Source organism: Bacillus sp. P4_E1, assembly GCF_056401715.1.
In genome coordinates, this window is record NZ_JBFUIV010000033.1 from 1 (window position 1) to 23,156 (window position 23,156).

Genomic DNA, 23,156 nt, shown 5'->3' on the forward strand with positions numbered 1-23,156 from the left:
CTGTAGGGGTGTTCTGTAGGGGTGTTTGTCATATATACATTGATACCACTGAGTCGTTTACTACGAGGAGAATACTTCATTCCTTTCTTTTTTTCTCTTACAGTTTGATCTTGTAATCGTTTTTGTTGCTGTTGTTTTGTTAGTCGATGAACAATTACACGAGCTGGCATTTTATCAATCATTCCTACATAAGCATCAGCTATTTCACATGTTTGTCCTGGTTGAAGGGAGTTCATTAACGTCTCCATATCTATCTGTATATACTCTGTACCTTTCTTAATTCTTCCATCTTGAAAATAATCAGGGGTAGGATTTTTTTGATAAATACGTGTATTCGACTTGATACGAGAGATATAGTAGGCCTCCCTATCTTGTATATATTGAAGGTCTTTTAAATGAAAATAGCCTAAATCTCGGATACATAAATCATTCGCTGTCACAGTTGGGGCACATAGAGAGCCGTAAGTGCGATCATGTTGTTTACCTGGGCCTGTATGAATATGTAGGAACTGTCCACTTAACAAATCATACTCAAGTTGAATTTTTATTCCAGCTGTATGGCTGCATCCTCCTGCACCTGGATAAACCGATGAAAATACATCTGGGAGTTGAAATGCAGTTGAATCTAAAATACGAATACGCTTGAAAACAGAAGTGTATGGCGAAGAAATCGGCATAGATGCGTCCATTTTTTTGTTTAGTAGTTCGGCTAGTAGGCGTTGTAAAAGTTGGGCAGCCGCCTCATTAAACCGTTGATTCAGTCCTTCAGGACTGATGAGAACTTCTGTTGATGCTTCTAAACAGCTAGATAACTGAGTTAAAGAAGTCATAGCTACACTTTGACTCATCCATACACATAAAGCTACTAAATCTTTTGCCTGATACTTACTGGTTCGTTGTACAAAACCAACATCTCTAGCAAGATCCTGTAAGGTATTTGGAGATAAAAAACTTTGAATCTCTTGAGCAAACAGTTGTAATTCGTCAGACACAGAAACAGACATAAAAAACGCCATCCTTTCCTATGATTCTACAGAAAGAATAGCGTATTTTATCATTTTAGGGTGGCATTTCTTTTTAATCACTTACAATCCATTAATTCACCAAGACTTTTCTCTTAAATCCATTCTTTTCCGTGTTCGCGAATGAATTGAAGTTCCTCTTGATAATGATCATAATGTCCTTCTTCGATCATTTTTTGAAACGCCATATCGCCTTCTTTGGCTTTCCTTTGTATGGTTTTACATAATCCTTCTACTCGTAGCAATACCATTTCTAAAAACCCTTTTTCTATTCCCTCCATGCCATAGGAATCAAAAAACAATTTAACCCTTTGTTTGATTCGCTCGGGATCCTTTAACGAATCATAATAAATGGCTTGGCCTGCTTCCGTATGATAAAGCCTACTTAAAGGAACGCAAGTGTAAAGCGTATAGGCGATATCCCAAAGTCTTGGACCAGGAGCGGCCAAATCAAAATCAATCACACCTACTGGTTTTCCGCGATTAAAAATAATGTTATAGATGGCAAAATCATTATGGCACATCACCTCAAATGGCTGTGGAGTGTTATCAATTGGCTGCCAACGTTCTTCCATTGGAAAATCACTCACCGCATCATGATAGAGACGAAGCATTTTTGCGATATCTTTTAAAGCCTCATCCGACCACATGTATGTTTTTAACGGATAATTTCCAGTTTCTCCTTTAATAAAGGATAAAATCTCTCTTCCTTTTTCATCGATACCTAGAAACTTTGGCACACCTTTTAAACCTTTGTTTTCAAGGTGTTTTAGCAATGTATGAATTTTAATACTATCAGGCTTTAATTCTCGTCGAACCGTATCCCCAAAACGATATACACTGGAGACATTTCCTCCTGTTAGTGCTTCTTCTTTTTCGTACTGATTTCTCATTAAAATTCCCCCAATTTAGGGACTCTATGATTGTGTGAATAGAGATGTATTTTTGCCCATAAATAAAAGCAGATATACAAAGGTATCTGCTTGGCAATGGGAATTTAATTGTCCACACCATGTATCCCTTGAATGATTTAAGATAGACAAATAAACGCATCCTTAAGAACCAAGGACCGCTACTGTCTCTATCCAATTAAATAATCATTTCAAGATATTCCACATGTGCAATATAGATTCCCCTTTCTTTACATCTCTAAATTAAATATTACCAAAGATTACTAGAAAAATAAAGAAAATTTAAAACAGTTTTTCAATTACGTTATCCCATGCCTATTAACTTAAGAAAAGTACACACCCAAAAACAAAGAATGAGCCCATTTCTCAAAATAACTAAATACAGAGAAAAAAATTTTCATTTAGGGGGTACTTAAAAACCTTAGCTTGATAGCAATGGGGTTCCACCAACAAAACGCGAATTTCGTACGCTAAGGAAATTCGGCTATATATGCTTGAACCACTGGTTTTTCTATGTGCCAATTGTCATTGTTAATATGGCCTATACTAAAAAACAAGCGTATGTTAAACGCTTGTTTTTTTATGATTAATTTCCTTGTTCTGCAACAGAACATTCGGCACAATACGTATATAAATAAGTTCACTTATAAGCTCAACAATAGTTTGAGTAACAATTACAGCAGCAACTAGAGCACTAATATCAGGTAATGCTAGTCCAAGAGGAAGTAGGGTGTTTTTGCCCCTCCCCCGAAAAGGGGGAATAAGACAAAATATACCAATAAGGTAATACCCCTTTTTGTTACTTTTGTTATAAACAATCAAAACATAATTATTTGACGAAGATTATATTTAGAATTATAATTCAACTATTCAATTAATCTATTGAATAGTTTGGAGGGGTTTTTACATGCTTAATGAAAGAAATTTAAAGGATTTATTATATCAAGAGTTTGCAAGGGTTGGAAAAAGTTTATCTAGCCCAAAGCGATTGGAAATTCTTGATCTTTTGTCACAAGGGCCTAAATCTGTAGAGACATTAGCGAAAGCTACGACTATGTCTGTTGCTAATGTCTCCCAACATTTAAAAACACTTTTTAATTCAAGGTTAGTAAAGTTTAAAAAGGAAGGAAACTATGTCATTTACGAACTAGCTGATGAAGTGATTTCAGATTTCTTAATCTCATTGCATACATTATCAGAAAAGCAACTTGTGCAAGTTCAACAAATAAAAGAAGAATTCCTAAATAATCAACTTGGCTTAGAAGGAATAACTCTGTCTGAGCTTAAAGATCGAATGGATAAAGGTGAAGTTTTATTGCTGGATGTACGACCGAAAGAAGAATACGAAAAGGCACATATTCCTGGTGCTGTTTCCATCCCTATCGAAGAATTAGAAGAGAAGCTATCTTCCTTACCAGCAAATTGTGATGTTATTGCTTATTGTAGAGGACCTTATTGTTTAATGTCAGTAGAGGCAGTAGAAATTCTGAAGGCAAAGGGAATTAATGCGTTTCGGTTGGAGGAAGGCGTTAAAGAATGGGAACAAATAGCTAAATAATTATGTTAATAAGGGGGACTAAAAATGAAATTAGGAATCATTTTTGAGACAAAGGAACCTGAGAAAGCATGGAATGCTTTTAGGTTTGCCAATACAGCATTAAAAAAAGAAAATGAAGTTAAATTTTTTTTAATGGGTGAAGCCGTTGAATGTGAGAATATTGATCATTCAGTGTTTAAAGTTACAGAAGAAATGACTAAATTTGAAGAATTAAATGGTGAACTTTTGGCACGTGGAACATGTTTGAAATCAAGATTACTAGATGGAACATCTTCATGTTCAATTTCTACGATGGATGATTGTCTTAAAGTTGTAGAATGAGCTGATAAAGTCGTTACATTTTAATCAATAAGATATACCAATAGATATAAAGAAGGTGTTCATAAATGTCTAGTAAAGCGCATGATCCAATTGAGAATTACATAAATTATCCAGAAAAGTTAAAGGAATTATATAGACGAGTGTTATTCGTTGTAAGTTTATCGCAAATTTTTGGTGGGGCTGGTCTAGCAGCAGGAATTACTGTAGGCGCTCTTTTAGCACAACAAATGCTTGGGACTGATGCTTATGCAGGAGTCCCGTCAGCTTTATTTACGTTAGGTTCAGCAGGTGCTGCTTTAATTGTAGGAAGGCTATCTCAACGTTATGGACGTCGTATAGGTCTCGCAACTGGTTTTATTGTTGGTGGGATCGGTGCAATTGGAGTAGTTATTGCAGCTATGATAAATAGTATAATTCTTTTATTTGCTTCACTGTTGATTTATGGTGCAGGTACAGCCGCAAATTTACAAGCTCGTTATGCAGGGACTGATTTAGCAAATAATAAACAACGAGCAACTGCTATCAGTATTACAATGGTTATGACAACGTTTGGAGCTGTCGCAGGTCCGAATCTAGTGAATATTATGGGGGATTTTGCTCTTTCTATTGGGGTTCCATCGCTCGCAGGTCCATTCATTTTATCAGCTACAGCATTTATTTTAGCAGGTATAGTACTTTTTATTATGCTCCGTCCAGATCCATTAGATATTTCAAAAAAAATATTGGCTTATAAAAAAGAATTTGAGTATGAAAATGATTCGAATACTGTTAATAAAACGATGAATAAAAGAGGTCTTGCAGTTGGTGCTGCAGTTATGGTTCTTACTCAAATTGTAATGGTTGCAATTATGACTATGACACCGGTGCATATGAAACATCATGGACACGGTTTAGCAGAAGTAGGAATTGTAATAGGATTTCATATAGGTTCTATGTATTTTCCTTCGCTTATCACAGGTGTTCTTGTAGATAAAATAGGGCGAACAGCTATGAGCATAGCTTCAGGTATTACATTATTATTTGCTGGTTTATTAGCAGCATACGCACCAAGCGATTCGGTAGCTCTATTAATACTTGCTCTTTCCTTACTTGGATTGGGCTGGAATTTTGGCTTAATTAGCGGTACCGCTTTAATTGTTGATTCTACGGTTCCTTCAACACGTGCGAAAACCCAAGGAACACTTGATGTTTTTATTGCATTAGCAGGGGCTGCTGGCGGCGCTTTTTCGGGAATGATAGTAGCGAATACAAGTTATGCAACATTATCTCTGAGTGGAGGACTTTTATCTTTAATTCTCATACCTGTTGTGATTTGGTCTCATAAAGGCAAAGAACAATAGGTATGATTAATTTCCTTGTTCTGCAACAGAACATTCGGCACAATACGTATATATATAAGTTCACTTATAAGCTCAACAATAGTTTGAGTAACAATTACAGCAGCAACTAGAGTACTAATATCAGGTAGTGCTAGTCCAAGGGGAAGTACTACTAAAGAGTTTCGGGTAGCACTACTAAAAATAAGCGTCCTTCCTGCAACAGGAAATAACAAAATATAAACAATAAATAGAATTACTTATATTATAGTTTACATAGTAATAATATTGAGAAATATTCACATAAGTCCAGTGTGTATTACGTAGCAAGTGTAGAGATTGCTTGTTTGTAGATTAGTTGTTGTTTACCATGAACCATCATTAGGACGGTAAATTTATCTGTTGCAAGGATCTGCCCACGTACTGGAACGCCATTCTTTAAAAATACAGTAACTTCCCCTTTTTTCTCTTTCAATTGTTCATACATATCTTCTTGTAAATTAAACATGAAATGCGCCCCCTGGTTTGTTTATATTTACTTTTTTTCTAATACATGCTGCTTTTCACTGTTGGATATTTGTGATTCCCATTCACTTTCTATTTTTCTAAACCATTTTCCTATTTTGCTTAGATAATATCTTTTTACTTCACCATAAGGAATCCAAATTTCACGTTCCTGTATTTGATTCATCACTTCATGAAGAATCTCATCATGTTCATACTTTCTAGGTTTTCTATGATATGTTTTTACAAACTGTGTATATTCTCTACGTAACCAATTAGAAATATGTTCTTTTTGTTTTTGCTTGAGATGTGACCATTCTTTATTTGTTTGAAGGATTTTTCCATTTACTTTTATGTGGTTTTTCATCGACACTCATCCCCCTTTACTAGCAAAACGAATATATCACTATCGTATCACATTTAAATCGAAATACTGCTCTAGGTACATATTTCGCAAGAAATCTATCCGAAATAAAAATAATATCGCCATTTCACATAAGATAGTATCCAAAACAGACGAGACCGAATCCATTAAGGGGATTAATTAGGCACAAAATTAAATGTAGACTATTGATTATGTAGTTTGTTTTTTATTAAACATTACGGTACGTGAAATTTTATATTTCCCTTACAAAGTGTAGCTTTTGAATAAAGCTTGATTAAATTAACTTACTAAACCTTGATAAAAGAGCGAATAGAAAAAGCGTGTTTTGAAAAAAAGATTGATCAAAACACGCTTTTTCTATATTCAATTGAATCAACCTTTTATAAAAAAGGTTGATAATTTTTGTGAACCTTACTCAATTAAAGCGCCCGATTGCGGAAAATATGTAACTTCCTTTTATATGTTGCTCCAAAGAAAGTAACTGAATTATTAATTTAAATCCATATATTATTTTCAGCAGTTAGTTTGGAGTTAGTTTCACCAGTGTTGACTACACCTTTAGGCTCTACCAGCATTATATGGCATTCCTTTTCAGCATAAGGCTTATGCTCCACACCTTTTGGTATCACATACATTTCTCCTTTGGAAAGTTTAACCTGTCCATCGCGGAATGAGATGGACATCTCGCCGTCTATCACGATGAATACCTCATCGGTGTCTTTATGCTCATGCCATACAAAATCCCCCAGAATCTTAACTAACTTAAACTGATAGTCATTCATTTCACCAATGACTTTGGGCGACCAGTGTTCACTGAATTTGGACAGTTTCTCGCTTAGATTAATAGCATTATAATTGATATAAATCCCCCCAGAACTATTCTTACCCTTATTTTACAACTTCGATAGATTAATTACTATTTTGATTAAGATCTCAAAAGTTTCTGCTGATCTTCCACAAAATCGCCCGATTGTTGAACAAAGACATACTCTACAAAACAGGTCTTTTTATCAAACTTTATTCTAAACCTATACAAAAAAAGCCCCTTGAAAGGAGCACTTATTTTACAAGATACTGTTCTACTTCTTTTAGTAATAGTTCTGCACCTTCTGGACTTAATGTTATCTTACCATTTGCTAATGCTATGTTACGATTTGACACTTCTCCTGTTAATGCACAAACATGACCAGGCTGATACTTCTGTAAAATGATGTCTTCCCCTTCTACAAAAATCTCTAATGGTGATTTTTCTTTAATCCCAAGCGTATTTCTAAGTTCCTTTGGAATTACAATACGCCCTAATTCATCCACTTTTCTAGTTACTCCGGTTGCTTTCATCCAGCATATTTCCCCATTTCATTATCAATTTGTACCCAAGTTATTCTTTACTATTGTAACAGGCTTTCTCCATACACGAGAAACATAATGATCCAAAACCAAATAATCAAACTAAATGCACTCTTGAATCCTCTCCACAGAGAAAATGTTTCCTCTTGCATTATTATCATCCTTTCTTACTTGTCCTTTGGTTCTCCAAACCATTCATACATTGCCTGTCGGCTTATAATCCATTCCTTACGCTTCCCTTCAGGATGCAAAAAGTACTTCACTAAACCTTCTTGTAACATGCGCTCTAAATCATTTATTTGCTTCTCGTTCATTAGGGAGGGGCTATATTTATTCTTAATTGTCTCACGAGGAATCCCCCAATAAAAAGCTGCTTCAGATGGTGTCATGTATTTATTAATTTCTTTCATGGGAATTCTCCTTTGTTTGTGCTTTTCCTCTTATGTTACAATAAATAAAGAAGGAAATGGACTAGATTTCCTTCTTCTTCAGTCAGTCACTCATTAACCAAGCCCTTTGTTTGCTGTTAAGCAAATGAAGGGTTTTTATTTTGCTTGCTTAAATTTACTATCTATGACAGCCAAACGGATCAACTTCAGCTTAATATCCTTACTAAGAGAAAGCCATTCAGATGTACCAATTTTCATATCTTTTTCCTCCTCATCCCCTTTTTATACTTCAAGAAAATAAACCCCTTAAACATTTGTATTTTACACTAATTTAACAACTAGAGAATCCTCATCATATTCGTGAATGTGTAAATCATAGCGCATTTCTGTTGCATCCAATACTTTGCAAAACCTCTGATAGTAAGTCGGATTACTTACTTCCATGCCAATTTCTCCATTCCTGAACAGATACTCTAAATCATCAATGATTTCTTTTACTGTATTCTCCAATATTCTCACTCCTTATCGTTACAAAATAACCTTGTAAGGTTATTATATAGTAAAACAAACAACCTTACAAGGTTATTTGTTGTTTTTTCCAGATATTTTATAAAAAATTCTTAATAACATCCTTAACTCGCTTTAAACCGCTTCTTTTCGCTTTTAACACATTTCTTGTTGTTTAGGTCTTATGTCATTCACTTCTAAATAAACATTTTTTATAACGGAATCTGAGAAGCCGTTTTTTGATGAGAGTATGATGTTTATAATTAATTCCTAAAAATAACAAAAGAGCTGGATTTTCATCACAGCTCACGTATTGATTGGTTCTGTATGTGTACATGTAGGATATTGAGAACAGCCAAAAAACTTATTTCCTGTTTTATTTGAATTACGAACGACTAAATCATGTTTACATGTGGGACATTTCCGTTCTGCAGGTTTTACTCCTTGATACACATCTTCAGCCGAATATTCGGGATTGATTTTATTAATCAATTTCTGAAGTTCTACACGATCTATTAGTTTTACATTGCAAGCTTCCGCTAATTCTTTCGCCTGCCTTGTATACACACTATTCGTTACAACCCAGCCCTCATTTGCTTTGTAATAGGCTTGTGCTGCATATATCTCTTGTACGGCACTAATGCCGACTCTATTTTTCATCCCGTAGCGTTTTGCCTGGATTACAATACGATTTTTCCCCTTCAATATCAGATCCGCTCCGAAATCATTTGACTGTTTTGTGACTGTTGGAGAATAACCCAACTCTCGAAAGAGAGCTTTTAGGTATACTTCGAATTGATGTCCGTCCATTTTGTCTATATAACGAATACCAGACTTAGCCATTCGCTTTAATATTCTTCGCTCCTGGATCTTCCGGTACATGAATTTACAAATACGAAAAAGAACATAAAGGATAAAACCATACATCAAAATTTGTAATATGTTTGGCATTTCTGGTAGATTAGACACTTCGCTCCACCTCTTTAATTGGTTTCATTTTCTTTGGTTGGGCTGTTTCTTTTGCCTGTTGCCCACTCACTTGTTTCTTCCGGACATCGTTCCAATCTTCTTTTTCATTCTTTGGAATATCCTCTTTAAGATCTACAAAGCATTTCATCGTTTGAATGAAGTCTCTCCCAGCCTTATCATTATCAACTGCCATAATGACCTCTTTAATATCGTGCCCTTCTTTTTTCGCATCCATTAAAGATTCAATCACTGTTTTGGACTTCAAACCATGCATAGAAACCAGGCGAGCGTTTTGGATATTATTTTGTTTAATGCTCCAATGAGATAACATGTCGATTGGATCTTCATAAAAATAGATCTTATCCGGCTTACCCACATCAACCGTAAAACCTGCATTGATTTTTTCATAATTCGGGACGATTTGTTTAAAGCTGCCTCTTTTATTCTCCATTTTTACAGTGCCTTGACGGTTCATTCCAATTACTTGCCCTTTGCCACCTTCTTCTCTCCATTTGAACACGACATTGTTTTTCTTATCCTGGACGATAAGATCCTTTTTAATCAGCCAGTTCACCAGGCGAGGATCTATTTTCCGCTCATCAATTAAGTATTGCTTGATTTCTGTTTGTTTCGGCACCTCTAAGTGTTTTGGATAACTAAAAGGCTGCTGCTCTTTTTTGCGTTCCTCTTCAGCTTTTGAACGATCAAACTCTTTGTAATCCCCTTTATTGATGTCTAATACAGCTTGCGGAAATGTCATTTCATAGTACATCATCGCAAAGCTAATCGCTCCATAGCCCTTTTCGCCACGACTATTCCAGGCGTATTGATTCCCTTTAACGATGAGACTGTCATGTTCCGTATGACGGTAATAGTTTCCCTCTTTCTTAAACGTTTCTCCCTTTGCTTCCAGATATGAAATCAAGTCAATATTTCTTGCTTTCATCGCATCCTCCGTACTGACATGTGCCATTACGGAATCCCCCCTTTACTCTATAAAATGAAATAAAAAAGAGGACTATTCCGTTTCCTAGTCCTCTTTTGCTACTTATAGTTGATACATTTCATTTTTATTTGCCGAATAAGAATTTTAATCGCTTCTCCTGTACGCTGTATGATAAACGAGCATCAAATTTCTTCCCGTTTTTGTTCGAGATAAACCCTTTGATCTGATCCGTTACATTCTTCTCTAATAATTTTTTCACATGGTTACTACTTAGATTTTTACCAGAGAATGTACCAAAAATAATGAAGTCACAGCCTTTTTTGTATTTCTCACATAAGTAGTTACTTTTCCCTACAAGAACTCTACTCTTACATAATGGACATTTGCCAATTGTACGATCTTCAGTCGTTGGAAAACGGAATTTCAAACTTCCGTCCGCTTCCATATAGATAGCTGCTGTAAATTCTCCTTTTTCCCCTTCAAAGCCATTTATAAAATCTGTTGTTTTATACTGAATCAGCTTTTTCATTTGATTACCAGGGATCGCTTTCCCTTTCATCTTTGCTGGTAACATAAAATCACATCCGTTTTTATGCTCCGTGCATCCATAAAACGTTTTACGATGAAGGATCTCACCTTTTTTACATTTTGGGCATTTACCAAATGACAGCTCCTCTTGTGTTGGAAACTGAAATTTGATATTTCCTTCATGTAACACTAGATAAGCGGAAAACTCTTTCTCATTGGACTTAAATCCTTTTAAAAGGTCTGTTTTCTTATCCTCAAACAGCTTTTTCGCTTGCGCCTCCGGAATCGCTTTTTCTTTAATTTTCTTTGGTAAGGAAATTTCACATTCTGGATAAGTACTGCACCATAAAAATTTCCTTTATGAAGGATTTTTCCTTTTCTACAAGGGCATTTACACACCTCAATTTGCTGATTCCAGGTATTAATAATGCTATCCGACACCTTATCATCCATTGCGCCTAATTGTTCCACCGTGTCTTTTACAAACGTATTTGTTTGCTCTACGAATTCCTCATATTTCATTTCTTTCTTTTCGATCATGTAGATCATCCCTTCCATTTCAGCCGTATAAGCTGGATTTTTGATTTCATCTACCGGAAAAGCATCTATAAACGCACGACCAATATTAGTGGTTCGAATCTGACTGTTGGTAACATCAATATAGCTTCGCTCTAACAATTTCGGAATAAACGTTTCTTCCGTTGCGACTGTCCCAATCCGTTTTCCTTTCATAAGTTCTTTCAAATGTTCATCATCTAATTTACGCCCTGCTGTCTCCATAAAGGTTAAAATGGAACTTTCCGTATGAAAGGCTGGTTTCTTGGTTCGAGACTCAATCAAGTCATACTGAACGATTCTGAAAGAATCTCCTTCTCGTAAAATAGGTATCTGAAATGCTTCAACTGATCCCTCTTCTATATCCTCTTGAAACACACTTAGAAACCCTTTCTCTTGTAGGATCTTTTCTTTTGTACTGTATGTGTTGCCCTCTTGATCTATAAAATGTACTTCTCTCACCAGATAGATTGCTGGTTTCATAAAATTCCCGATAAATCGTTTTACAATCAAGTCATATAACTGTTTTTCTAATGGATTTCGGTTGGTCCCGACATATAATTTTGTTGTTGGGATGATGGCAAAGTGACTACTGACTAATTCATCATTAAATGTAGAGTGTTTTTTCGTAATAGAAGATGGGATTACTTGTTGTACAAGATTTGCATAGGAGCTTTTTTCTAACGCTGCCATTACTTCCTTCACTCGTTCCACTTGTTCAGTAGGTAAATGCCTAGATGAAGAGCGAGGGTAAGTAATAAAACCTTCTTCATACAAACTCTGAATATGTTTCTTTGCTGTTTCCGCATTTATCTTCAGTTTGGCGTGAGCATCTTTGTAAATGTCAGTTAAGTTATACAATAATTTTGGTTTCTTTTTTCTCGTACTTTCTTTAAATTCCGTTACGATTGCATCCGTTCCTTTCAAGCTATCTCCAAGCTTTTGTAGTGGCGATGGATCTATCAGTTGTTCTTCTGTTTTCATTACTGGTGATAAACCATTTTCGGTTAGTAGCTTCAAATTGTAATAGGTTTGTTCTTTATAGTTTTGAATTGCAATTTCCCTTTGACGGATTTCATTCAAGATACACATTTGAACACGACCAGAAGCCAATAAGAATTGGTTTTTTGCTAGTTTTGATGTACAGCCTCTCGTAACATTAATTCCTAAAATATAGTCCAGGTATTGCCTTGCTTTAGCCGATTGAGCAAGTGCTTCATAGTCTTTTCCTGGTTCTAATCGGTTCAATGCTCCCTCTAACTCTGCGGCCTCATAGGAAGAGATAAAAAGGCGAGATTCTCGCTTGTTCACACCTGCATATTCAACTATTTCACGATAGATAAGCTCACCTTCCTTATCCGCGTCACAAGCGTTTGCCACATGATCTACATCGGGACGATTTAACAACTTAACCAGTATTTCAATTTGTTCAAGACTATCTGATTTCGCTTTATATTCCGGCTCTAAAATAATTGGCAAGTGATTAAAATTAAATTCTTTGTACCTTTCATCCATTTCCTCCGGATATTTTAGTTCTAATAAATGCCCTCGGCACCAACTAATAATGTAATTTTCATTTTCATAGTAGCCATAATATGGCTTGCTTCCTGGATGCTTTTGTGAGTTTCTAAATCTAGGTGATTTTAATAATTCAACAGCTACTTTCGGCTTTTCTGCAATAAACAATGTTTTCCCCATACGTAATACCTCCTATTAATCTGTAATTTCAGTTTCACGCTTCCATTTCTTATTTCTCCGCTTTTTCATTACTCTGTGACCGAATAATAACAACATGTTCAAAAAGACAGCTACAAGGAACATACAGCCCCCAAACAGCAATACATTCATGACATTCGCTCCTTTCGTTTTACAAATGAGAAAGAGGGCTTTTCCTTTTACCCTCTTTCATTTTTAGATATAAAAAAATCACTTTCCGTTTCTCAATTGAGTAACAAAAAATGATTTAATCTGATTTACCATTTATAAAATTTTTCATCGTTCCATTTCCATTGTTTCTTTTTTTCTACTTGATTTCTTTGTAACCTTCGACTGTTCTACATTACCTGACTCTGGATCTTTGTCTTTTTCTTTATGATTCGTTTGTTTTCCGTTCAATGGCTGAAATTTTTTATCTACATCTATTTCTTTTGAAGTTGTAGACTGATTCACCGTTATTCCTTCTTTCCCAAGCTTCTCATCCACCTGGTTTTCTAATTTCACTATATGTTCCTGGCTTACTAGCTCATTATCAATCGAAACATACTTTGTTGTATAATACCGCTCTTCAGCTTTTACACGAGTGACAATACTATCAATATTATCTGGTGTTTCTTCATATTGTGAACGTCTGTATGCTTCGTATTTCCGGCTTAAATCCTTATCTAACGTAGTTGACTCTTTTTCTTTTGAAGGCTGAATTTGTTGATCTAAAGAGGCAATAGGTGCATAGCCCTCTTTCTTCATTTCTTTATACAATTCCACTTCTTTTTCACTAAATGAAGAATCTTTTTGTTCCTCTGCCTTATCAACTAAAATTCCATATCGTTCATCTTTTACGATTTCATCTAGACTTATATTTGCATCTTTTTCATAAACAACAAATGACAAGTTTCCTCTTCCATCAAAGATAGAACTTTGAACCTTTTCATATAAATCTGGTTTCAAAATGTTATCTAAATAGACATTTTCTCGGTTCCCGTTCTTTTCCATTAGGGAAACATATAAATCGTCCCGATCTGTTTTGTCTTGATTCCATACAGACAAATAATTTATATCTTTCGTAACAGCATCCATCATGTGGATTCTTGCAAGTTCTTCATCTTGCATACCGTTTGCTAATACTTCAATTGTAACTAAGTGATTGGGTGTGTCTTTCGATTTTTCTAATGTACTTTCCTGTGCTTTTTCCATCGGTATTTCTTTGTTATTTCTATGATTCACTACCTCATCTCGTAACGATTGTTTCACTTCATCCGATAGATACCTTTTCTCGTTTAATACTTGTTCATACGGTGTCTTGTAGTCCCCATCTCCCATATTGAAACGATCCATACTCACAAGCTCCATTCTTCCAAAATCCCTATCGACTTCTTTTGGAATGGCAATATGATAACGAGCTTGATCGTAAGGGATGGTTTGACCTCTTTCTCTAGCTTCTTCTCTTGCTTTTTCAATACTTGAAATGACTTCAGCCATTTTTTCATTGGCTTCTCCAAATGGGATCAGTTGATTACTCTTAAAATTTTCGTTGTCGCTCCATTGAACTAACATAGTAGGACGATTAATTTCATCCTGATTTAGTGCTGCATACTTTTCTTGATTTGCCACGTTAAATGCATCAATAAATTCTTTATCACTCAATTTTTCTGAACCTTCTACAGGTTCAAACGCTCGATTTCTATCTGCTTGCTCCCTTAACTGGTTAACGGAAACGAGTTCTTGTGTCGTGTTACTTAAACTCATGTATTCCACCAATAAAATATTTTTTTCATCCTGTTTTTCATTTCTAGTTGTCATAATATCGTTATGTGATTCTGAAATAGAATGATTGATTTGATTCACCGTTTGACTTATAGCATTATCAAAATCAAATTGCTGATGATAATCCTGTATATACCCAGAAATGCACTCTACTTTCATATTCTCTTGTTGGTTTGAAGTAACTTTCGCAATAGGAGTTCTTAATACTTCTTCTTTTCGTAATTCAGGATATTCATAGCCATCTTCTTCTAGGAAAAAGTCCAGGGTTTTTGTAATTTCATTTATACTTTGTTTCTCTGTTTCAGTCCCATATTGATTAACAATCGCATGCATTTCCCCTACAGTTAATCGCATATTAGGATGAATCCCTTCAATTTCCCGTCCATCTTCTGACAATTGTATTTCGTAGTTTTCCCACTGCCTTTCAAAATTTAATCCTAACTTTTCATTAATATTGCGCTGTGCATTTTGTTGAATACTTGTTAAAATTTCAAAATTATCTTTTTCATGTTCAGACACTTGTTTTGACATATGATCTACTCCCTTTTCATTTGTTTTTTCTTTTGCCTTTTCTAACGTATTTTCAATTGTTTCAATAAATTCAATCGAAGTTTCATGTACTTCTTTCAACAACTTGGTTTTATCTTTCATTTCTTTTCCTTGTGTCCAGCTCGCTAAATACTCTAAGGAATATTCGCTTGTATCAATCCCAAAATAAGAAGAAACGGCATAAGCTGTCATTTCTGCTTGGAACTCTTTTTCTGGTGCTGTGTAATTCATATGTGTCTCTGCTGTATGAAGTTTGGCGTGTGCCAATTCATGAAGTAAGGTTTTACATTTTGCAATTCACTGTTTCGTGGATTCAAGGCGACTTCTTTTGTTAAGGTGTAACTTACACCCTTTGAAACACCCAACTCTGCTTTTGGTGCAATAATTTTCACACTGTTCTTTTCCGCAATGGCTTCCATTCCTCTGTACAAACTCTTGTAATCTGTTACACTTCCTTCTAGCCAACGATTCGGAAATATACGAGGGAGATCTTCCGCTTTTGCGTTCGTTTGGGACACATCAAACACATGACCGACAGCAAAATATAAGCGACCAGGTATCACTTCTACGCTTTTAGATTCGATTTGTTTTTTCTCTTCCTCACTTGCTTTAGTTACTGTTTTCCAAGTACCTTCTTTGTCTTTGAATTTTGCTACAGTTCGGTTTGGAACAAGGATTTTAATTCCTTTCTCACCCTTCTTAACCGGAAATCCTTTTTCTTTCCAAAAAGAAAAGGAACCCACTGCCCTGGCTCCCTCGAATTGACTCTGTATTAATGAAATATTAGATGGTGAATAGTGATAAAACTTTGCCATAAACGTTAAATATTCTTTTAAATCTCCCGGTGTACGGAAATAACCTTCTACGCTTTTTTCCATCTTTTTTGTTAAAGCTTGCACCGCTTCTTTCTTCTCTTCTGGTGATTTCGTTGGATACTTTTTCTTATAACTTTTACTCATGATCTTCTCCTAATCTCTCACTCGCTTTTTGCAATTCCTCCATTTCTTCTTCATTCCATCTTTCTGTTGTATCAAAGAAAAGCGTATGTGTTTTTACATTAACCGGAACTAACATATTCTCTTGATTCATGACATGAACTGCAAGTTCTTCCTCTTGTTCTCGTGTAATTTTGATTGTTAATTCTTCCTTTTTTACAAGTAAAACAAGTTCACCTTCTCCAATCTCTTTAATGACCCCTAATGCGATATCTTCATGAAATAATAACATCCTAATAACCTCCTGTTTTTTTATAAAAAGAAACAATGTAGCTTACGTTACATTGTTCTTTGATGCCTCATGATCTATACGTTTTTGTCTTGCATGACTAATTCGTTCCGCTACGACTTCTTTTGCTATCTTCACACTTCCCATCTCTTGTTTATCAGTCGTAATAATGCTATCTACGCTCTCTAAAAAGAAATAACCATTTAATAACTCAATTAAAACTTGTGTATTTCTATCCGCACTATTTGTACCAAGACGAATTTTTGTCAGCTCACTTTTTAACACATCGTGTAAGTTATTCGATACTACTTCCGTTATATAATTTAGTGACCATTCTGTGCTTTTGGCTGCTTCATGTTCCTTGCAAATTCTTCCCATTGCTTCCCCTGTATATCGAATTCCGTGTTCCTCCATATAATCCTTTATATAATCCTCTGTCGCTTGATCCATCGTTACCTGTCTTCTAATTGTACTCATTTAATAACCCCTTTCATTTTGATATGCACTTTCTTTCTGCATACGCTCATAATACTTTTGGTTCTTCCAGCTTTCATATTCACTTTTAAAAGCACGTTCCACTTTCCTCATAGAATACCGAATAGATACATTCTGTTGAAATTTTTGAAACGGCTTTGATTTTTTCATGTGATGGATTCTCTTTTGTTCTTTATCATATGCCTTCATTTCTTGTAAAAAGGCGTTACCCATTCTTTTATACAAGTCATTAATTTTATTCGTCTTGTAATTTTCATATTGCTTTTTATCATACTTTCCTTCCCCATATGCTTCTTTAAAAACTTTCACTTCTTTATCTAACTTTTGGAGAAACTGATCGTAATCTTTTTTATGATGATGTTGAATATATCGACTGCTTAATTCATCAATTTTTGGCTTTAATGGTTGAATAGTATTGTAACTATATTGCCATTGTCTTTTATCACTTGGTAACTGTTTATAAATTTGTAAAAACAACGGTTTCAGATGTTGATTGCGCCAATCAAAAACGGAATCCTCTTTTTTACTTCCCACCATATTGTTTCGAATCAGATTATTAATTTGTTTTTGTTCCTGCTTACGATCTAACAAATTGTTTACGACTTTTCCCTTCATCGCATCTAATGTTTTGGGTTTTCTTTTACCACGTTCTCTCGTTGGAAATGGTTCAACAGTTGCCACATGAATGTGAATATTATCCGTATTAAAATGAATGGCTGCCGACCAGATAGAGCTTTTTTCCAACCCCTCTCTTTTTTGCATTTCCTTCATCGCAAGCCGTGTTACATCCATTAACTTTTTTTCATCCAACGTTTTTGTTTTCTCATCATAAATCCCTTGTTTCTCTAACCAGGGATTATGAAAAGAAATGACATCTTGCCACATGATACTTCCATTCTCATGAGCGGTTTTAAACATTTCCTTTAAGGATTTTTTTTCACTTTCTGTTAAACGATTTGCGTGTTCCGTAAATAGTGCCGATGTCTTTTCTGAATTCCCCATATAGTCTTGATACGTTTCGAACATTTTCGGATTCAGCTTCACTTCACTTTTCGCTTCCTCCCGATCTACATAATCAATATAGTTCTGAAAAGCGTCCGAACTTGGTAACACAAATTTCGTTTTTAAAACAACACCTGGTGTGATGGAAGACTGAACAGGAACAGCATTACTCATTCTCAACATCCTGCATCATCATTTGAATAAACTCATTCATTTTTTCCATTGCGCTATAACAATCACTCATCATATGGATGTTCTTTTCAACTAGATTTTCTAATTCCATTTCCCTTTTATTTTGTTGCTGAAAAAATGCCAGCATTTCAATTTGAGCTTTCAAAAATTTTTGCCTGGATAATCCTTTCCTCTTTGCAATTTCATCTATTTTCTTTACGGCAATTGGATCTACTTCTCTAATTCTGATTTCCACATTTCCCTCTCCTTTCTGCAATTGTGGGTAGAGATCAAAAAATAGTTAGAAGAGCATAAGGGGTTTTTGTTCCCACCTAAGGTGTGAAGCTAGGCGGAGCCTAGCAAAACGATGGGAACAAGAAAAGAAGTTGAATGTCCCCATTACGTCCCTATCTTTATCATTAATGTCTCCACCACGTCCCGTTACTTTTTCTAAATGTCCCTTTCATGTCCCCTTATTTCGCCTTAATGTCTCCATCATGTCCCTACATCTTTTTTCACTTTTTATTAATTCCTTGTGCCTTTTCGTCTAATTTTTTTATCTTATCTCGTGCAATTTTTTGTTCCCCTTTAAACAATTCAACGTTCTTTTCTGATGATTTTATTTTAGATTCTAAGGATGCTATTTTTGATTGTATTTCCGTTTTTTCCGCTTCAGTTTGGTACTTCATTTCATCTTTTAATTCTTTTACTTTTTCATAGACTGTCTTCGCATTTTCTTCTTCCAGTTTGATTGCTTTCCCATAATTTTTGATTTTTGTTTCGATATCTTTTTTGTCTCTTTCTATAAAATCTAGCTCATATGTTTTTTTATCTTCAGCTAATAATTCATCAGTTGCTTTTATTTTTCTCTGATCGGTAAAAATCGTTTGAACGAGTTTATTCGGACTTTTTGTTGCTGCATTTTCTTCTTCATATTCGTTAACATCTTGCGTAAATTTACGAATATCCATTTGTTCTTTTTCACCATTTTTATTGTAAATATCGAAAGCTAACGCTCCCCAATTCGGAGATAACTCTTTTACTTCTACCACATAATTTCCGTTCTCTTCATACAACACTTTGACAGGTAATTGAACACCAGACTTTGTTTTTTCTTGTGCTTTAAATGTAAATCCTGTTTCCTCATATCCTTCTATCCGAAAGCGAATTTGTATAAAGTTCTTGTGTGGATTGTATTCCCTTTGTTCTACAATCAATTTTCCCATTCCCGATAACTTGACTACTTTATTTGTTTCCGTATGGAATAGTTTTTCATCATTTGGCATGTAAATTTTAGACGTCAAAAAAGCGAAAAAACCCAAAAATAGAAAGCTGATAATTGTTAGGTAGACCCACGACTTATTTTTTCTTAGATTGATTCTTTCACTTTTCTTACCAATTGCACCTATCACACTCTCACCCCACCTTTTTCGTTATAAAACTTTCATATTTAACTCTTCTACACTTGTAACTCGCCATGTTTCCTTTTCTTTTTTTATAATAATCCGCAACACATTGTTTACTTTTTCTTCTCGATTTTGCGTTGAATCTGTCGTGACATTTATAAATTCAGCTAACACATTTACTTCTTCTTTATCGGGTTCATTTTCTTGTAAATAAAACTTCATTTCTATTGGTTTTGTTTTATACGTATCTCCTAATTCGTATTTGTCAGTGGGATAGAATTGTTGTAAAAGTTCTTCGCTCATAATGGATTTTGCCTTTTCTTTTCGCTCACTGTACCCTTCTTTTTCTCGGTGAAATGATAATTGAATGAACGTTTCGGCTGTCGATAAGTACGTCCTTCTCTGTTGTTCTTGTGCGGAAGGAAGCACCTTATCAAGTCGTTTTTTTAAGTCTTCATTTTGTTTTGTTAGTAATTCATTTGAAAGTTTTAACTGTTTTTCCTTGCCATCACTCATTGATTTTTTGCTCAAATAGATATTAAAAGCTGTCACACCTACAACTAAAATGACAAACACAATAAATAAAAATTTCCGTTTATCCTTCATATCAATTCCTCCTTTACATGATTCTATAAATTAAAATCCCTGAACAAAAACAAAGAAGACATAACAAGATTAGTAACATTAGTTCTGTCTTCTTTTTAAATAATGTGGTTACTTTCCCTTTTGTAGCTTCCTCTAAAATTTCATCATTAACTGCAATAAATACCGTAAGTGCTAAGAACGGAACCGCAACGATTAAATCAATATTTACACTTACAAGACCTAATACTAGATTGACAGCCATAACCATTAAGAACAGATATACTTTCGATCTATTTAACGACAACATTTTTTCACACTCCTATTTTTCTAGAATCGCCTTACATGACCAGAAAAGACTTTTTGCCAATACGGATTATTTAAATCTTCAATGGAAACCCCTTTATTTGTTTGGCATCCAATGAAAGTATTTTTATCAATTACAATGCCAACGTGTCCGTCATGTTTGTAGGTATCAAAGAAAATAACATCGCCCGGTTTCATATCATTTGCTGATACTTTTGTACCGATTTTATTTAATGTTTCCGTACTTACAGCTCCTATCGGACTGGTATACATCCCTACTTGTTCGAATGCCCAACGTACAAAACTACTACAATCAAAAATCCCTCTTGCGATGTCATTTGTGTTACGTCCTCCACCAAATACATAGGTAGAACGCCCTATCCATTGGCGACCTACATCGGCAACTTTTGAACCGCTACTTCCTCCACTGCCTGGATTTCCTCCTCCACCAGAAGCAACAGAACCCGGCTGATAATATTTTAAAACCGCATCAACATACAATATATCGCCATAACACGCTTGATACGGTACGGCTTCTGGTCTAAGGCAATGATACATACCCGTGTGGGCTACTTTGTTGTATTGCTCCTGTGAGAATTTTATGGCTAATTCCTTTGTATATTTACCACCATTTGAATTAACAAAATCAAAAAAACCTGTTCCGAAGTTGTACGCTTGGAGGGCTGTTTTGATATGATCCATGTCCCCTGGACTCGTTACTCCGGCTCTTTCTATCGCATGTTTAAACTCCTGTACACCAGCCCAAATACTGTAATCTGGATCTGTAATACAGTTTGGTGATTTACAATATTTCGTATTAAAAGCACCCTCTGATGATTGCATCGGATCGCTGCCACGTCCTCCGCTTTCCTGCATCATTTGTGCAAGCATTAAAGCGACAAACGGTTCTACGCCAAAGGCTTTCGCATGCTTCCGAATCGTAGGTTCCCATTTTAAAACTTCGGGTGAAACATTCATGACTTGCCCTTCACCTGTATACGTAATATCGCCTGCGTCCGTTCCACTCTCTCCACCCATTGCCGCAATAAAAATACTCATAACTCCAAGTAAAAGAAAAGAAAAAAGACCCATCACAATTAGAGCTAAAGTGATGAGCCATTTCCACGGATATTCAATCAAAAGAAGATAAAAACAGATTGCAAGACTTAAACGATTACTTAAGTGATGATCAGAAAAAAGCATATTATTACATTTTGAGTCAAGAATTAACATACCTTTCCGAAAATGATGCGTACATAATTGCTTTAAGACTGCCACCTGATATCGATCGCTACACAAGATGGGATATTGAAGAATGTGTGCAATGGTTTCAGTTTAATACAGCTGAAATCAGCAATCCTGCGCATTTCATAAAGATGTTTAATCAAAAATCTAAACAGAATCAAGAACGTAGAAAACGTCATACCAAAAAAACAAACTCGTTTTTGGGTGCAAATAATAATCGTAAGTTTATTTTCTTTAACTTTTTAGAAGAGAACAGCTAAATTTTTAAAAAAATCCAATGACAAATAGCCTTGCTCAAAATAATCATATACAGCAAGGTTATTTGTCATGTCCTCTTATAGTTTTCTAGAATCTTAGTATTTTTCAACACAAAAATCTTCAATAGCCGTACTCGTTTTCTGTGAACTGTTATCAGTTTCCAGGTAACTCTACTATAGAAATTACATTTAATAGATACTAAATATTCATTTATTTACCAATGGATTAACTTTGAAATTTACTAAGCTTAAATCTTCAATAGCTTGCTGCAGTAAGTATGAAAGATCAAAAATTAATTCTAATGTTTTTATTTATTTTAATTTCTAAAACAAGATTTATTAAATATAGTATTCTATATTTTTTGTCATTTCTTTAGAAAGCTTGGCATATTTTCAATATACAAAGGGAATCTTGTAAACTTCAATTGGATGGTTTCCATAATTTTTATAATTTAATTATGGTTCTGATACAAAATTAAATTATAAAAACATAGAGTAGAAATTTTTTCTACATTTTTAGCTTATGAAACTAAACCAAACACTTTATGAATAAAGTGTTTTTGATCTTAGACAGACTTGTTCGACAAAATAAGTTTTCTTTTTACTCTAATATAGGTTTTATCGACTCCTCATGAGTTGTTTGTTCCTTTAAGATGATATTGTATTGTCTCTTCTAATTAAGGCCTATATGGATAAACTCAGCGTATAATTGTTGTCTGAGCAATTAATACATCTCTTCCCTTTAGTTCATACTGATAATGCTTCTATTTGAACTAATTTTCCTTTTCATACTGATTACATATCTTTTATAAAATAATACTATCAGTAACTTCAAGTATTAAAATTTATTTTTACTTAGTGAAAGACTATTACCTTTTAGATAATCAAGAGATGCGCATTTTTCGGATAGTACGTTAAAACCTAATATAATATATATCTTTTATATAAAAAGAATATAAAGATAAAACTATTATACTTATGAAAAATGGCCTACAAACTCAGTAATAACAGTGTCTGCAAAGTTATAGAACCATAAAAAATCGAAAAAAACACTTATTGGAAATGTATTTATTGCGTTTTACGTCGCTCTAAATATACAAAATATCATAAAGTTGAATTACTTAACCTACATATAATCAGCATCATTTTGATGCGTAAAAGTGTATATAAGATTAATGGTA

Annotated in this window: 24 protein-coding genes and 3 pseudogenes; 4 read left to right on the forward strand and 23 right to left on the reverse strand. The window is 34.6% G+C overall.

Annotated elements, in window-relative coordinates:
• The coding region (locus AC1DS7_RS27150; RefSeq protein WP_476999322.1) for an IS4 family transposase at window positions 1-1,004 on the reverse strand (1,004 nt) is incomplete at its 3' end.
• A gap of 113 nt (window positions 1,005-1,117) precedes the next feature.
• Complete coding sequence (locus AC1DS7_RS27155) at window positions 1,118-1,915, reverse strand: phosphotransferase (protein WP_476999323.1); 798 nt, start codon at window positions 1,913-1,915, stop codon at window positions 1,118-1,120.
• A 925-nt stretch (window positions 1,916-2,840) separates the two neighbouring features.
• Here AC1DS7_RS27155 and AC1DS7_RS27160 point away from each other — a divergent pair.
• The 3 genes from AC1DS7_RS27160 (at window position 2,841) to AC1DS7_RS27170 (ending at window position 5,152) form a co-directional block, all read left to right on the forward strand.
• Entirely contained in the window at window positions 2,841-3,491 is a 651-nt protein-coding gene (locus AC1DS7_RS27160; RefSeq protein ID WP_215601282.1) for an ArsR/SmtB family transcription factor, read from the forward strand.
• A 24-nt stretch (window positions 3,492-3,515) separates the two neighbouring features.
• Entirely contained in the window at window positions 3,516-3,812 is a 297-nt protein-coding gene (locus AC1DS7_RS27165; protein ID WP_476999324.1) for a DsrE family protein, read from the forward strand.
• A 65-nt stretch (window positions 3,813-3,877) separates the two neighbouring features.
• Complete coding sequence (locus tag AC1DS7_RS27170; protein ID WP_215601280.1) at window positions 3,878-5,152, forward strand: MFS transporter; 1,275 nt, start codon at window positions 3,878-3,880, stop codon at window positions 5,150-5,152.
• Here the strand turns inward: AC1DS7_RS27170 and AC1DS7_RS27175 are convergent.
• The 21 genes and pseudogenes from AC1DS7_RS27175 to AC1DS7_RS27275 form a co-directional block, all read right to left on the reverse strand.
• Window positions 5,131-5,349: pseudogene (locus AC1DS7_RS27175) on the reverse strand (arsenic resistance protein); the annotation flags it as partial. The gene AC1DS7_RS27170 and the pseudogene AC1DS7_RS27175 overlap by 22 nt on opposite strands.
• A gap of 98 nt (window positions 5,350-5,447) precedes the next feature.
• Window positions 5,448-5,636, reverse strand: coding sequence for an RNA chaperone Hfq (gene hfq, locus AC1DS7_RS27180; RefSeq protein ID WP_097810650.1), 189 nt, complete (start codon window positions 5,634-5,636; stop codon window positions 5,448-5,450).
• A 27-nt stretch (window positions 5,637-5,663) separates the two neighbouring features.
• The gene (locus AC1DS7_RS27185) at window positions 5,664-5,999 is read right to left on the reverse strand and encodes a transposase (protein WP_476999325.1); all 336 of its coding nucleotides are present in this window, start codon (window positions 5,997-5,999) and stop codon (window positions 5,664-5,666) included.
• Window positions 6,000-6,511: 512 nt separating this feature from the next.
• Window positions 6,512-6,877 carry a cupin domain-containing protein gene (locus AC1DS7_RS27190; RefSeq protein ID WP_215601354.1) on the reverse strand — a complete coding sequence of 122 codons (366 nt, stop codon included), beginning with the start codon at window positions 6,875-6,877 and terminating at the stop codon, window positions 6,512-6,514.
• Window positions 6,878-7,076: 199 nt separating this feature from the next.
• Window positions 7,077-7,355 carry an AbrB/MazE/SpoVT family DNA-binding domain-containing protein gene (locus tag AC1DS7_RS27195; protein ID WP_002090664.1) on the reverse strand — a complete coding sequence of 93 codons (279 nt, stop codon included), beginning with the start codon at window positions 7,353-7,355 and terminating at the stop codon, window positions 7,077-7,079.
• A 176-nt stretch (window positions 7,356-7,531) separates the two neighbouring features.
• On the reverse strand, window positions 7,532-7,774 hold the full coding sequence (locus tag AC1DS7_RS27200) for a helix-turn-helix domain-containing protein (protein ID WP_002130397.1): 243 nt from the start codon (window positions 7,772-7,774) through the stop codon (window positions 7,532-7,534).
• A gap of 300 nt (window positions 7,775-8,074) precedes the next feature.
• On the reverse strand, window positions 8,075-8,263 hold the full coding sequence (locus AC1DS7_RS27205) for a hypothetical protein (protein WP_002130399.1): 189 nt from the start codon (window positions 8,261-8,263) through the stop codon (window positions 8,075-8,077).
• Window positions 8,264-8,566: 303 nt separating this feature from the next.
• Window positions 8,567-9,229, reverse strand: coding sequence for a restriction endonuclease (locus tag AC1DS7_RS27210; RefSeq protein ID WP_476999326.1), 663 nt, complete (start codon window positions 9,227-9,229; stop codon window positions 8,567-8,569).
• Window positions 9,222-10,202, reverse strand: a complete 981-nt coding sequence (locus AC1DS7_RS27215; protein WP_476999327.1) for a DUF3991 domain-containing protein — start codon at window positions 10,200-10,202, stop codon at window positions 9,222-9,224. The genes AC1DS7_RS27210 and AC1DS7_RS27215 overlap by 8 nt, the downstream gene beginning before the upstream one ends.
• A 97-nt stretch (window positions 10,203-10,299) precedes the next feature.
• Window positions 10,300-12,956: pseudogene (locus AC1DS7_RS27220) on the reverse strand (type IA DNA topoisomerase).
• 15 nt (window positions 12,957-12,971) lie between these two features.
• Entirely contained in the window at window positions 12,972-13,106 is a 135-nt protein-coding gene (locus AC1DS7_RS27225) for a hypothetical protein (RefSeq protein ID WP_002090372.1), read from the reverse strand.
• Window positions 13,107-13,250: 144 nt separating this feature from the next.
• On the reverse strand, window positions 13,251-15,518 hold the full coding sequence (locus tag AC1DS7_RS27230) for an LPD25 domain-containing protein (protein WP_476999328.1): 2,268 nt from the start codon (window positions 15,516-15,518) through the stop codon (window positions 13,251-13,253).
• Window positions 15,515-16,246 (reverse strand): ArdC family protein, encoded by a 732-nt coding sequence (locus AC1DS7_RS27235; RefSeq protein ID WP_476999329.1) that lies wholly within the window; start codon window positions 16,244-16,246, stop codon window positions 15,515-15,517. The genes AC1DS7_RS27230 and AC1DS7_RS27235 overlap by 4 nt, the downstream gene beginning before the upstream one ends.
• Complete coding sequence (locus AC1DS7_RS27240) at window positions 16,239-16,514, reverse strand: hypothetical protein (RefSeq protein ID WP_476999330.1); 276 nt, start codon at window positions 16,512-16,514, stop codon at window positions 16,239-16,241. The genes AC1DS7_RS27235 and AC1DS7_RS27240 overlap by 8 nt, the downstream gene beginning before the upstream one ends.
• Before the next feature lie 42 nt (window positions 16,515-16,556).
• On the reverse strand, window positions 16,557-16,988 hold the full coding sequence (locus tag AC1DS7_RS27245; RefSeq protein WP_476999331.1) for a hypothetical protein: 432 nt from the start codon (window positions 16,986-16,988) through the stop codon (window positions 16,557-16,559).
• Window positions 16,989-18,182 (reverse strand): MobP2 family relaxase, encoded by a 1,194-nt coding sequence (mobP2, locus tag AC1DS7_RS27250; RefSeq protein ID WP_476999332.1) that lies wholly within the window; start codon window positions 18,180-18,182, stop codon window positions 16,989-16,991.
• Entirely contained in the window at window positions 18,175-18,435 is a 261-nt protein-coding gene (locus AC1DS7_RS27255) for a hypothetical protein (protein ID WP_002130410.1), read from the reverse strand. Before AC1DS7_RS27255 ends, mobP2 begins: the two co-directional genes overlap by 8 nt.
• Window positions 18,436-18,694: 259 nt before the next feature.
• On the reverse strand, window positions 18,695-19,591 hold the full coding sequence (locus tag AC1DS7_RS27260) for a hypothetical protein (protein ID WP_340780493.1): 897 nt from the start codon (window positions 19,589-19,591) through the stop codon (window positions 18,695-18,697).
• A 21-nt stretch (window positions 19,592-19,612) separates the two neighbouring features.
• Complete coding sequence (locus AC1DS7_RS27265; protein WP_340780492.1) at window positions 19,613-20,191, reverse strand: MerR family transcriptional regulator; 579 nt, start codon at window positions 20,189-20,191, stop codon at window positions 19,613-19,615.
• Window positions 20,192-20,204: 13 nt separating this feature from the next.
• Window positions 20,205-20,477 (reverse strand): hypothetical protein, encoded by a 273-nt coding sequence (locus AC1DS7_RS27270; protein WP_340780491.1) that lies wholly within the window; start codon window positions 20,475-20,477, stop codon window positions 20,205-20,207.
• A gap of 20 nt (window positions 20,478-20,497) precedes the next feature.
• A complete protein-coding gene (locus tag AC1DS7_RS27275) occupies window positions 20,498-21,565 on the reverse strand; it encodes a bifunctional lytic transglycosylase/C40 family peptidase (RefSeq protein WP_476999333.1) in 1,068 nt (355 codons plus the stop codon).
• Window positions 21,566-21,594: 29 nt separating this feature from the next.
• On the opposite strand from AC1DS7_RS27275, the pseudogene AC1DS7_RS27280 reads away from it, so the two are divergent.
• Window positions 21,595-21,978, forward strand: a pseudogene (locus tag AC1DS7_RS27280) (hypothetical protein); the annotation flags it as partial.
• Window positions 21,979-23,156 lie beyond the last annotated feature (1,178 nt).